We start from the raw sequence: 11,515 nt of genomic DNA, 5'->3' as shown, positions 1-11,515 counted from the left end.
AACCGGCCTGATTTAAATTTTCAGTGCACAAGTGTACATTCTTGCCCTTTGCGCTGTGACTTTCACTACAACGCAATAGTCTATGTGTAGGCTGGCGAACTGGAACGCGAACGTTCCGGTTGGTCGGGAAGATTTGCCCCACCCTGCCGCATGGGATTATTGAGGAGCTCGCATGACCAAACAAAACGCCTTTACTCGGGAAGATTTGCTGCGCTGTAGCCGCGGCGAGCTATTCGGCCCAGGTAACGCGCAACTGCCCGCCCCGAACATGCTGATGGTGGATCGCATCACCCATATCAGCGAAGAGGGTGGCAAGTACGGCAAAGGTGAATTGGTCGCCGAGCTGGATATCACCCCTGACCTGTGGTTCTTTGCCTGTCACTTCGAAGGTGATCCGGTGATGCCGGGCTGCCTGGGCCTCGACGCCATGTGGCAGCTGGTTGGCTTTTTCCTGGGCTGGCAAGGCTTGCCGGGCCGCGGCCGTGCCCTGGGTTCGGGCGAAGTGAAGTTCTTCGGTCAGGTATTGCCGACCGCCAAGAAGATCACTTACAACATTCAGATCAAACGTGTCCTTCGCGGCAAGCTGAACCTGGCAATTGCCGATGGTTCCGTCAGCGTCGACGGTCGCGAGATTTACACCGCCGAAGGCCTTCGGGTCGGCGTTTTTACTTCCACTGAAAACTTCTAAGGGTTATCCGCATGCGCCGCGTCGTTATCACTGGTCTGGGCATCGTTTCGTGCTTGGGCAATGACAAAGAGACCGTCTCCGCTAACCTGCGTGCAAGTCGCCCTGGCATCCGATTCAACCCGGAATATGCCGAAATGGGTCTGCGTAGCCAGGTTTCCGGCTCCATCGACCTGCCTCTTGAAGAGCTGATCGATCGCAAGATCTATCGCTTCGTCGGCCACGCGGCGGCTTACGCCTACCTGGCCATGAAAGACGCCATCACCGATTCCGGCCTGACCGAGGAGCAAGTCTCCAACCCGCGTACCGGCCTGATCGCCGGCTCCGGCGGCGCGTCGACCTTGAACCAGATGGAAGCGCTGGACATCCTGCGCGAAAAAGGCGTCAAGCGCGTAGGTCCTTACCGCGTTACGCGGACCATGGGCAGCACCGTTTCCGCCTGCCTGGCGACCCCGTTCAAGATCAAGGGCGTGAACTACTCGATCTCCTCTGCCTGCGCCACCAGTGCCCACTGCATCGGTACCGCAGTAGAGCAGATCCAGCTGGGCAAGCAGGACATCGTATTTGCTGGCGGCGGTGAAGAAGAACATTGGAGCCAGTCGTTCCTGTTCGACGCCATGGGCGCCTTGTCCACTCAATACAACGACACGCCAGAGAAAGCATCTCGCGCCTACGACAAGAACCGTGACGGTTTTGTCATTGCAGGCGGCGGCGGCATGGTTGTGGTTGAAGAGCTGGAACACGCCCTGGCCCGTGGCGCCAAGATCTACGCCGAAATCGTCGGCTACGGCGCGACCTCCGACGGCTATGACATGGTTGCCCCAAGCGGCGAAGGCGCCATCCGCTGCATGCAGATGGCAATGGCTACCGTTGACGGCCCAATCGACTACCTCAACACCCATGGCACCTCTACTCCGGTAGGCGACGCCAAGGAAATGGAAGGTGTTCGTGCGGTGTTCGGCGACAAGGCTCCAGCCATCAGCTCCACCAAAAGCCTGTCGGGTCACTCCCTGGGCGCCGCAGGCGTTCACGAAGCGATCTACTGCCTGCTGATGATGGAAGGCAACTTCATTGCCGGCTCTGCCAACATCGAAGAGCTGGACCCGGTTGTCGCCGACATGCCGATCCTGACCAAGACCCGCGAAGACGTCACGCTGAACAACGTGATGAGCAACAGCTTCGGCTTCGGTGGCACTAACGCCACTCTGGTTCTGAAGCGCTGGACTGGCAAATAAGCCTTCCGCTCGCGAAATGAAAAATGCCCCGACCGGTTCGGGGCATTTTTTTGTCCGGAATAATCTGGCGAAAGTTGCTCCGGCGACACTGACTTACAAGCAAACGCCAGCAGTCCCTAGCGCTTTTTCGGCAACACCGACAGGAAATTATCCCTGGCCACCTTGCGCGCAACGCTTTCAGGCAAGGCATCCAGAAACGGATCAAAACTGCGTAACTCTTGCCCCACTTTGTCGAAACGCCCCACCACATCGGATCCCAGCATAAAACGCTCCGGGAAGCGTTCTACAAGCGCGACCCACTCAGGCCTGGCCTTGCCCTGCTCATCCAGCAGATACGGCGTGAGCATGCTCCAGGACAGGTCCACGTAGAGATTGCGATGCTGGGCCAGAAGTCGTGTCAGTTCGGGTAACAGAAAGGGCATCCGGGTCTGGTGCCTATGGATTTCGACGCTGCTGCCTGCATGGGCCCAGATAAACCGGGTATCCGGGAACTGCGCCAGCGGCTCTTCAATTTCGGCCAGATACAGCGGGTTCCTTTCCCGTTTCGAAGTGATGTTGGAGTGCAACAGAACTGGCAGATCCTGCTCCCCTGCCAATTTGTAGACCTTGGACATGGCCTCGTTATTGGCCCGCGGTGTGTCCCCGGAGATGAGCGCCGTCAGGTCGTCATGGCGGGTGAAAACCTCGCCAATGCCTTGCCACAACCCGGGGTTGAGGTCGAGCATGCGCTGAATGTGCTCGGCAGAATTTTTGTCATTGGGATTAAAACCGGACAGGAACGGATGAAAGTGCTCACGCTGTGCTGCTGTCAGCTTGTTGACGGCTGCAGCCACCCACACATCGGTCGCGCTATACCAATAGGCATCAGCGTCATCGCCAGCGTAGTAACGCGGGCGCTTGGGTTCGTCTTCATGCCATTTTTTGGCCACGGGGATTCCGGAAATCATCACGTGGTCGATTCGATTGCTGGCCATTTCCTGAAGCAATGCGTCCATTCCGGCGGTTTCCTGGAAGAAATCGACGTAATGTAAATGTGCATCGCTGTAGGCATAGTCGCGGGCCTGCACCCACATGCTGGTCGTCGCAAGGGCCCAGGCCACAACGTAGTGTCTTATTCGCAACCTGAATCTCCTCTCTGTTGACTCCAATAGACCCGCCCGCCTGTTCAAGGGTTCAGCCTGTGATCAAAGTGAACGCATACCGCCCGGCATGTTCTATAAAGATCAGGACCTTTATCACTGCCAATCTGAGGTTTGCCATGACTGTTACCGTTAATACCGAGTCCCACGAAGGCTTTCGTCACAGCATTAAAATCGACGATCACGAAGTGTTCACCGATTTGCCCAAAGCAATGGGCGGCGAAAGTTCAGCGCCCTCGCCCCATGATTATTTCGATGCCGCCCTCGGTGCCTGCAAGGCGCTGACGCTCAAGCTCTATGCGCAAAAGAAAGATATTCCGCTGACTGGCGTCACGGTCGAGATCAAACACGACGCCAGCGAAGAGCAGCTCGGCAAATACGCACTGCACGTCAAACTGACGCTCAAGGGCGTACTCACCGACGCCCAGCGCCAGGAGCTGCACCGGGTGGCCGACAAGTGCCCGATCCACAAGCTGATGACCACTGCAGACGTCACCATCGAGACTCACTTGTCTGAAGGTGCTTTCAGCCAGTAACGTCTCGGGAGTACGGGGGCACATGACAGCGTTGGGTTATGCTCAACGCTTCTCCATTGCCGGGACCGCACCATGCATGAACTGACCGTGATTCGCCCCCGCGCCGAGGATGTCGAAGGGCAACCCATCCTGCGCCCCCTGCCGTCAGCGAAATGTCGCAGTGTCGGCCCTTTCGTGTTCTTCGATCACATGCTGCGTACCGACTATCCGCCCGGCCACGGGATGGATATCAGGCAGCATCCGCACATTGGTCTGTCTACCCTGACCTATCTGTTCGAAGGACAGTTGCAGCACAAGGACAGCCTGGGCTCTGACCAGCAGGTAGGCCCCGGTGAAGTCAGCTGGATGACCGCCGGCGCAGCCATTGCCCACATCGAACGCACGCCTGCCCCGCTGCTCGCCCGGGGATCAACCCTGCATGGCCTGCAAGTGTGGCTGGCATCCCCCAAAACCCGGGAGCAAGGTCCGGGGCACTACAGCCATCACCTGGCGGACAGCTTGCCAGTCAGCGATAGCCTCGGGGTAAGGATTCGCATGCTGGCAGGCACCGGGTTCTGTCTGGCCTCACCGGTGCCCGTGCTGTCACCGACCCTGTATGCCGAAATACATATGCAAACAGCCACCACGCTGCTTATCCCGGCAGAACACCAGGAGCGCGCGCTGTATGTGCTGGAAGGGCAAGCGCAGCTACAAGGCCAGGCCATTGAGCCACGCAGCCTGGTGCTGTTGCCCGCCGCAGAGGAACTGACCTTGTGCGCCGACAGCGACTGCCACGCGGTGTTGATAGGTGGCGCGCCGCTGGATGGCCCCCGGCGCATGAACTGGAATTTTGTTGCCAGTGATCCAGTGCTTATCGAGCAGGCCCGAGCGCGCTGGGCTGCCGGAGACTGGCCGACCGTTGCCGGAGAAAGCGGTCGTATCGAACTGCCCTGAACAGCCGCCGTGCCCTTACAACACCATTGCTGCAACCCAGCCAAACGCCAGCAATGGCAGGTTGTAATGCAGGAAGGTGGGCACCACGGTATCCCAGATATGGTGATGCTGGCCGTCCACGTTCAAACCGGAAGTCGGACCCAGGGTTGAGTCCGAAGCCGGCGAACCGGCATCACCCAGGGCTCCGGCGGTACCGACGATGCAAACGATGGCCATCGGACTGAAACCCAGCTGCACACACAACGGCACAAAAATCGCCGCCAGAATCGGTACTGTCGAAAACGACGAGCCAATGCCCATGGTCACCAGCAACCCGACCAGCAACATCAGCAATGCCCCGACACCCTTACTGTGGTTGATCATGCCTGCAGACGCCTCAACCAGGGATTTCACTTCGCCGGTGGCTTTCATCACCTCGGCAAAACCCGATGCGGCAATCAGGATGAAGCCAATCATGGCCATCATTTTCATGCCTTCGGTGAACAGGTCATCGGTCTCACGCCAGCGCACAATCCCCGACGCCGAGAAAATCAGAAAGCCTGCCAGTGCTCCGATGATCATGGAGCCCAGCCACAGCTGAATGATAAACGCGGCAGCGATGGCAACTCCGGCCACCAGCAGGGTTCGCGGGTTGTAGCTGATAGCCACTTGCTCGACCTGCTCAATCTTGGCCAAATCATATTCACGCTTTTTGCGGTAACTGATGAATACAGCCACCAATAACCCGAACAACATGCCTAGCGCCGGGATCGCCATTGCGTGGGTGACATTGACCTGGCTGACATCCACCCCGCTCTTGCTGACGTTGGCGAGCAAAATCTGGTTGAGAAAGATGTTGCCGAAGCCCACCGGTAAAAATATGTATGGCGTAATCAAGCCAAAGGTCATGACACAGGCGATCAGGCGCCGGTCAATTTTCAACTTGGTGAGCACGTACAACAGGGGCGGAACCAGCAAGGGAATGAAGGCGATATGAATCGGCAGGATGTTCTGCGAAGAGATTGCGACCACCAGCAACAAACCGATCAGTAGCCACTTGAGGCGATTGCCGCCGACAGCCTGTTGTCTATTGACCATGATCAGGGCCTTGTCGGCCAGTGCATGGGCCAGGCCGGACTTGGCGATCGCCACCGCGAAGGCACCCAGCATTGCATAGGACAAGGCGACCTGCGCGCCGCCACCCAAGCCGCTGTTGAACGCATCGAGCGTTGCTTCGATGCCCAGCCCGCCCACAAGGCCGCCGACGACGGCACCCGTGATCAGGGCGATCACCACATGCACACGGGACAGACTGAGCACCAACATGATGCCGACCGCGGCAATTACTGCATTCATCATTACAACCTCTTAGCGCGCACTACGATAAAACACCGTAAAGCGGAAAATTTCGGGCAAAAGGCTGCTGTTCCAGTCGCCGGTCTGAAAGGGAGTGCTTATTTGGGGGCGCACACTTTGCAGCAGCATTGACGCCTTGTCAAAGCACACGCCAAAGGCCTGCGGGGATCATCGCCTGAACGGGGATACCCTTAATTCTGACAGGGTTTAATCTTTTTAAAATTTGAAAACGTAACCTCTAAATACAGATTTCCCCATAAAGAAAACTATCGGCTGGCCGCTAACAGACAAAGCCTCTATTCAGGATGTCTCCATGTCGCTCAGACAGCTTTCCATCCAATGGAAAATCACCCTCCTCGCCGGACTCTGCCTGCTGGGTATCGTCGCTCTTCTGGTGGGACTTTCCCTCTACCGCATGGATTACACGGCCGATCTGGTGGAGGCCTCAAGCACGCAGATGCTCAATGAGTCCGCACAGGCCCGTATTGAGGCCCAGGGCGAAGCCCAGGCGTTGGCCATCAGTCGCCAATTTATGGACGCCTATCAATACGGCAACGGGTTTGCACGACAAGTCCTGTTTTTACGTGAGCAATCGGAAAAGCGCTTTCTGGATGCTTTCGATCTGCGTGAAGATCTGACCCGACAGGTGAAAGCGGCCCTGCAGGCCAATCCCGACTTGCTTGGTTTGTCCCTGGTGTTTGAAGCCAATGCGCTGGACGGCAAGGACCAGCTGTTCGACCATCAATCAGAGCTGGGCAGCAACGACAAGGGCCGTTTTGCCCTTTACTGGTCGCAACCGACGCCGGGCAAGCTGACGTCGATGGCACTGCCTGAAACCGACATGACCGATACCAGTACCGGGCCCAGCGGCCAGGCGAATAATTCATGGTTTACCTGCCCGCGTACGACGCTCCAGCCGTGCATTATCGAACCTTACTTTTACGCGATCGATGGGCAAAACGTTTTATTGACCAGCATCGTTTTTCCGCTGATGGTCAAGGGCAAGGTCATCGCCTCGCTCTCGGTTGATATCAACCTCAACAGCCTGCAAACCATGAGCCAGCTTGCCAGCCAGAAGCTTTACGACGGGCAGACCAGCGTCAGCATTGTCAGCTCGGCAGGCATATTGGCCGGTTTTAGCAGCGACGCGAGCAAGCTTGGCCAACGTCTGGATCAGATTGACGCTGACGATGGTGCCCGGTTGAGTCAACTGATGGCCAGCGGCGGTCAGCCCCAGAGCATTCATGGTCACCAGCGGTTGAAAATCCTGACCCCGTTCCTGCCGATCCCGGGCAGCAAGCCGTGGGGGGTGTTACTCGATGTGCCGGAAAAGGTACTGGTCGGGCCGGCCCAGGCGCTGCAAGCAGAACTGGACGAGCGCAATAAGGCAGGCACCCTGATTGAGCTGTGCCTAGGCTCTCTGGCAGCAATCATCGGCCTGCTGCTGGTATGGCTGATGGCCCGCAGTGTGACGCGACCGATTCTGGGGGTAGCGCGCATGCTTGAGGACATTGCCAGCGGCGAAGGCGATCTGACCCGACGCCTGGCCTACGACAAGCAGGATGAACTGGGCCAGCTGGCAGGCTGGTTCAACCGCTTCCTCGACAAGCTGCAGCCGATCATCGCCGAGGTGAAACACTCGGTTCAGGATGCCCGCAATACGGCCGATCAATCGGCGGCCATTGCCACCCAGACCAGTGCCGGCATGGAACAGCAGTACCGCCAGGTCGATCAGGCTGCCACTGCCTCCCATGAAATGAGCGCTACGGCGCAAGATGTCGCACGCAGTGCCGCGCAGGCTGCTCAGGCAGCGCGCGATGCCGACCAGGCGACACGCCAGGGGCTGACCATCATTGACCGTACAACGTCCAGCATCGACCACCTGGCTGCCGACATGAGCGTAGCCATGACCCAGGTCGAAGGGTTGGCGGCCAATAGCGAAAAAATCGGTTCTGTACTGGAAGTGATTCGCGCGATTGCCGAGCAGACTAATTTACTCGCCCTCAATGCTGCGATCGAGGCGGCCCGAGCAGGCGAAGCCGGGCGCGGTTTTGCCGTGGTGGCTGACGAAGTGCGCAATTTGGCGCGACGAACCCAGGAGTCGGTGGAAGAAACCCGACAGGTGATTGAACAACTGCAAATCGGCACCAAGGATGTAGTGACGTCCATGGGCAACAGCCATCGCCAGGCCCAGGGCAGTGTCGAGCAGGTCGGTCAGGCAGTAACGGCATTGCAGCAAATCGGTGATGCCGTGAGCGTGATTACCGACATGAACTTGCAGATTGCCAGTGCCGCCGAAGAGCAGAGTGCAGTGGCTGAAGAGATCAACAGCAATGTGGCCACTATCCGCGATGTCACGGAATCATTGTCCGGACAGGCCAATGAGTCGGCACGGGTCAGCCAGTCGCTGAACTCACTGGCCAACCAGCAGCAAAAGTTGATGGATCAGTTCCGCGTCTGACCTGAAGTGGCATGATTGACGGCGACCCCGGGGCCGCCGTCATTTTCAGCTCCTGCGGGCGGGTAGCCTGATCATCACCGACAAGCCGCCCAGCGCCCCCGTTTCAAGCTGCATTTCCCCACCCCAGACATCCACGATATCTCGCACAATGCCCAGGCCCAATCCATGGCCACTGGTTTGCTCGTCCAGCCGTGTTCCACGGCTGATGACCTGGTCGCGCTCTGTCTCGGGTATGCCCGGCCCATCGTCCTGGACTTCAATCTCATACCCGCCCGCGGTCTGGCGGATGTTCAGTTCTACTTGCGAATCCGCCCATTTGCAGGCGTTGTCCAATAGATTGCCGAGCAATTCGAGCATGTCTTCACGGTCCCAAGGCATGTGCAGTCCTGGACTGGTGTTTAGCCTTAACTCCAAATGCCCGCCGTGAATCATGCCAAGGGTCGCCATCAACCCCGGCATTTCGGCGTCGACATCGAATTGAGCGCCCGGCAAGGCATCGCCTGCCAGACGGGCACGATTAAGTTCGCGACTCATACGTTGCTGCATCTGTTCTAACTGATCGCGCAGGGTTTTCTGTATCTGGGGATAAGCATCCAGCCGGCTGTCCTTGGCCAGGCTGATTAATACTGCCAACGGAGTTTTTAACGCGTGTCCCAGGTTGCCCAAGGCATTACGTGAACGCTTCAGATTGTCTTCAGTGTGGGCCAACAGGTGGTTTATCTGAGTGACTAAAGGCTCAAGCTCAAGGGGCACCTGGGCGTCGAGTTTCGAACGTTGTCCGGCCTGTAACTGTGCGATCTGCTTGCGGGCCGTTTCAAGGGGACGCAAAGCCCGATTAACCGTGAGCCGTTGCAACAGCAAAATAACGATCAGGGCGAACACGCCAATGGCCAACCCTATGCGCTGAACCTGCATGAAGCTTTCGCGTATGGGTGTGTAGTCCTGGGCCACACTGATGGAAACCGCGTGGCCAAAACGCTGATAGTCACTGCGCAAGACCAGCAACATCTGCCCTTCGGGCCCCTCTTGCAACTTGCTGTCCAGGCCCGGATGACTGGGTCGCGGCAATTGAGCATCCCAGAGTGAGCGCGAGCGCCAATGGATGTCACCAAACTGGATGCTGAAGTAATGCCCGGAGAAAGGTCGATGGTAAGCCGGGGATAATCTGCGCTCATCCAGCTGCAAACCCTGGGGGCCCCGGCTCAAGGCAAGCAACAGGTTCTCGCTCTCGTTCTGTAGCCCCGACTCCAGATAGCGCTGAAGACCATTTTCAAATAGCCAGAGACTGACCTGACCGACCACCAGACCGGCAATCAACAGGACACTGATCAGACCCAGGCTCAAACGCCGCTGAATGGACTTCACTGGATGCCGGTACCAAAGATGTAGCCCTGCCCGCGACGAGTTTCGATGACTGTACGGCCCAGTTTTCGACGCAGATGGTTCACATGAACCTCCAGCACATTGGAGTCGCGCTCGGTCTCGCCATCATAGAGGTGCTCAGCCAGGTGGCTTTTGGACAGAATCTGTTGAGGATGCAGCATGAAGTAACGCAAAAGACGAAACTCGGCGGCGGTGAGCTGTATTTCAGCCCCCTCATTGATGACACATTGGCGCGACTCATCGAGTTGCAGTCCCGCAGATTTCAATAGCGGTTGATTCGACTGGCCATGGGATCGCCGTAATAACGCCTGCACCCGCAGTTGCAGCTCTTCTGGATGAAAAGGCTTGGTTACATAATCATCGGCACCGGCCTTCAGGCCATCAATGCGCTCCGACCAGGAACTGCGGGCGGTCAAAATCAGTACCGGTGTTGTCAGCCCTGTGGCACGCCATTGTTTAAGCACATCCAGACCTGGTAGCCCAGGTAGACCCAGATCGAGAATGATCAGGTCATATGGCTCGCTCTGCCCCTGATGCAAAGCATCACGACCGTCGGCCAGCCAGTCGACCGCATAACCCTGGCGAGTCAAGGAGGCCATCAGTTCATCGGCCAAAGGAACGTGATCTTCAACCAGCAACAAACGCATTAATCATCGACCTTATCTTTGAGCAATTGGCCATTACTGGCATTGAGCTTGATCTCTCGCACGACGCCACTCGGCGTTAACAATTCGACCTCATAAATATAAATGCCGTCATCCTCTTCCAGCTCTACCTCCAGCAGCTTTGCCCCTGGATGGCGCTGGAGAGCGCTTTGCAGGAGCTGCTCCAGAGGCAGTATTTCACCTTGCTCACGTAAACGTAATGCTTCGTCCTGCCCCAAGTCCCGCGCCAGGGTCAAAGAACAAAACGCACCAAGCATCAACGCTACAACCGTGCCCACTCGCACATGTACTCTCATCGCTAGCCTCAACGGCCTCTCCGGTGTATGTGTGTTTTCCCGCTACAAATGCGTAAACCATAGCGTTGCAGGCTTAACTGAAGCTGAATTGCTCACTCCGCTGGATAGGTGGCAGAGCGCTATACTCGCTCATGTCGAGTTAACTGTTAAACTGGCGACCTGCATTCATCGCCCAGGCGATAGCCACCTTTTCAAGAGCTATAAACACTGTGGAAATTTTCAAAGAGTTTACCTTCGAATCTGCGCACCGCCTGCCTTTCGTTCCGCAAGGGCATAAATGCGGTCGTTTACATGGCCACTCGTTCAAGGTTGCAATTCACTTGAGCGGTGACATTGACCCCGCAACAGGCTGGATTCGCGATTTCTCGGAAATCAAGGCTATTTTCAAACCGCTTTATGAGCAACTTGATCATAACTATTTGAATGATATTCCCGGTCTGGAAAACCCGACCAGTGAAGTATTAGCCAAATGGATCTGGCAACAGCTGAAACCTTTGCTTCCTGAACTGTCAGCGATTCGAATCCATGAAACCTGCACCAGTGGCTGTATTTATTACGGTGACTAAAAAGTTCGCATAAAAAAACCACCTTTATTGGTGGTTTTTTTATATTTGAAATTTGGCGGACTGCACTGACCCGGGCAAAATCCCTGTAGCACTGTCGAAACAGGCTTTTCTCGGCACAAAAACAAACCCCCTGTCTGCGTGAGCAGACAGGGGGTTTGGAATTTAATCTTGACGATGACCTACTCTCACATGGGGAAACCCCACACTACCATCGGCGATGCATCGTTTCACTTCTGAGTTCGGGATGGGATCAGGTGGTTCCAATGCTCTATGGTCGTCAA

Annotated in this window: 11 protein-coding genes, 1 rRNA gene and 1 pseudogene; 7 read left to right on the top strand and 6 right to left on the bottom strand. The window is 56.8% G+C overall.

Annotated features, from left to right (window positions below; all coding sequences use genetic code 11):
• Positions 1-172: 172 nt before the first annotated feature.
• Positions 173-688: a 3-hydroxyacyl-[acyl-carrier-protein] dehydratase FabA gene (gene fabA, locus JQ845_RS11325; protein ID WP_003441588.1), complete on the top strand. Its 516-nt coding sequence runs from the start codon at positions 173-175 to the stop codon at positions 686-688.
• Between the two features lie 11 nt (positions 689-699).
• Positions 700-1,920, top strand: coding sequence for a beta-ketoacyl-ACP synthase I (gene fabB / locus JQ845_RS11320; protein ID WP_003441586.1), 1,221 nt, complete (start codon positions 700-702; stop codon positions 1,918-1,920).
• A gap of 116 nt (positions 1,921-2,036) precedes the next feature.
• Here fabB and JQ845_RS11315 read toward each other — a convergent pair whose 3' ends face one another.
• Positions 2,037-2,993, bottom strand: a complete 957-nt coding sequence (locus JQ845_RS11315; RefSeq protein WP_165439789.1) for an amidohydrolase family protein — start codon at positions 2,991-2,993, stop codon at positions 2,037-2,039.
• A 185-nt stretch (positions 2,994-3,178) separates the two neighbouring features.
• On the opposite strand from JQ845_RS11315, the gene JQ845_RS11310 reads away from it, so the two are divergent.
• Positions 3,179-3,595 carry an OsmC family protein gene (locus JQ845_RS11310; protein ID WP_003441577.1) on the top strand — a complete coding sequence of 139 codons (417 nt, stop codon included), beginning with the start codon at positions 3,179-3,181 and terminating at the stop codon, positions 3,593-3,595.
• A gap of 72 nt (positions 3,596-3,667) precedes the next feature.
• On the top strand, positions 3,668-4,528 hold the full coding sequence (locus JQ845_RS11305) for a pirin family protein (protein ID WP_161718780.1): 861 nt from the start codon (positions 3,668-3,670) through the stop codon (positions 4,526-4,528).
• Positions 4,529-4,543: 15 nt separating this feature from the next.
• Here JQ845_RS11305 and JQ845_RS11300 read toward each other — a convergent pair whose 3' ends face one another.
• On the bottom strand, positions 4,544-5,863 hold the full coding sequence (locus tag JQ845_RS11300; RefSeq protein WP_003441573.1) for a Na+/H+ antiporter family protein: 1,320 nt from the start codon (positions 5,861-5,863) through the stop codon (positions 4,544-4,546).
• A gap of 313 nt (positions 5,864-6,176) precedes the next feature.
• Here JQ845_RS11300 and JQ845_RS23290 point away from each other — a divergent pair.
• Positions 6,177-7,466: pseudogene (locus JQ845_RS23290) on the top strand (methyl-accepting chemotaxis protein); the annotation flags it as partial.
• A gap of 102 nt (positions 7,467-7,568) precedes the next feature.
• A complete protein-coding gene (locus tag JQ845_RS23285; RefSeq protein WP_369826391.1) occupies positions 7,569-8,324 on the top strand; it encodes a methyl-accepting chemotaxis protein in 756 nt (251 codons plus the stop codon).
• A gap of 45 nt (positions 8,325-8,369) precedes the next feature.
• Here the strand turns inward: JQ845_RS23285 and JQ845_RS11290 are convergent, their stop codons facing one another.
• Genes JQ845_RS11290 through JQ845_RS11280 form a run of 3 tightly spaced genes read right to left on the bottom strand, consistent with a single transcriptional unit; the run spans position 8,370 to position 10,668 of the window.
• On the bottom strand, positions 8,370-9,689 hold the full coding sequence (locus JQ845_RS11290; protein ID WP_010656477.1) for an ATP-binding protein: 1,320 nt from the start codon (positions 9,687-9,689) through the stop codon (positions 8,370-8,372).
• Positions 9,686-10,354 carry a response regulator transcription factor gene (locus JQ845_RS11285; RefSeq protein WP_003441568.1) on the bottom strand — a complete coding sequence of 223 codons (669 nt, stop codon included), beginning with the start codon at positions 10,352-10,354 and terminating at the stop codon, positions 9,686-9,688. The genes JQ845_RS11290 and JQ845_RS11285 overlap by 4 nt, the downstream gene beginning before the upstream one ends.
• The gene (locus tag JQ845_RS11280) at positions 10,354-10,668 is read right to left on the bottom strand and encodes a PepSY domain-containing protein (RefSeq protein WP_003441566.1); all 315 of its coding nucleotides are present in this window, start codon (positions 10,666-10,668) and stop codon (positions 10,354-10,356) included. The genes JQ845_RS11285 and JQ845_RS11280 overlap by 1 nt, the downstream gene beginning before the upstream one ends.
• A gap of 209 nt (positions 10,669-10,877) precedes the next feature.
• Here JQ845_RS11280 and queD point away from each other — a divergent pair, with 209 nt between their 5' ends.
• Positions 10,878-11,234, top strand: coding sequence for a 6-carboxytetrahydropterin synthase QueD (gene queD, locus JQ845_RS11275; RefSeq protein WP_003441563.1), 357 nt, complete (start codon positions 10,878-10,880; stop codon positions 11,232-11,234).
• Positions 11,235-11,400: 166 nt separating this feature from the next.
• Here the strand turns inward: queD and rrf are convergent.
• Positions 11,401-11,515 (bottom strand): 5S ribosomal RNA (rrf, locus tag JQ845_RS11270).

It is taken from the genome of Pseudomonas paraversuta, from assembly GCF_904063065.1.
In the GTDB taxonomy this organism is placed as follows: Bacteria; Pseudomonadota; Gammaproteobacteria; order Pseudomonadales; family Pseudomonadaceae; genus Aquipseudomonas; species Aquipseudomonas paraversuta.
Note: the sequence above shows the minus strand (reverse complement) of the source record. Positions and strands in the feature narration are given on the sequence as shown.

Excerpts from the sequence above, each read along its gene's own strand:
- fabA (WP_003441588.1), top strand. The coding sequence starts at position 173 with ATGACCAAACAAAACGCCTTTACTCGGGAAGATTTGCTGCGCTGTAGC.
- fabB (WP_003441586.1), top strand. The coding sequence starts at position 700 with ATGCGCCGCGTCGTTATCACTGGTCTGGGCATCGTTTCGTGCTTGGGC.
- JQ845_RS11315 (WP_165439789.1), bottom strand. The coding sequence starts at position 2,993 with ATGTGGGTGCAGGCCCGCGACTATGCCTACAGCGATGCACATTTACAT.
- JQ845_RS11310 (WP_003441577.1), top strand. The coding sequence starts at position 3,179 with ATGACTGTTACCGTTAATACCGAGTCCCACGAAGGCTTTCGTCACAGC.
- JQ845_RS11305 (WP_161718780.1), top strand. The coding sequence starts at position 3,668 with ATGCATGAACTGACCGTGATTCGCCCCCGCGCCGAGGATGTCGAAGGG.
- JQ845_RS11300 (WP_003441573.1), bottom strand. The coding sequence starts at position 5,863 with ATGAATGCAGTAATTGCCGCGGTCGGCATCATGTTGGTGCTCAGTCTG.
- JQ845_RS23285 (WP_369826391.1), top strand. The coding sequence starts at position 7,569 with ATGGAACAGCAGTACCGCCAGGTCGATCAGGCTGCCACTGCCTCCCAT.
- JQ845_RS11285 (WP_003441568.1), bottom strand. The coding sequence starts at position 10,354 with ATGCGTTTGTTGCTGGTTGAAGATCACGTTCCTTTGGCCGATGAACTG.
- JQ845_RS11280 (WP_003441566.1), bottom strand. The coding sequence starts at position 10,668 with ATGAGAGTACATGTGCGAGTGGGCACGGTTGTAGCGTTGATGCTTGGT.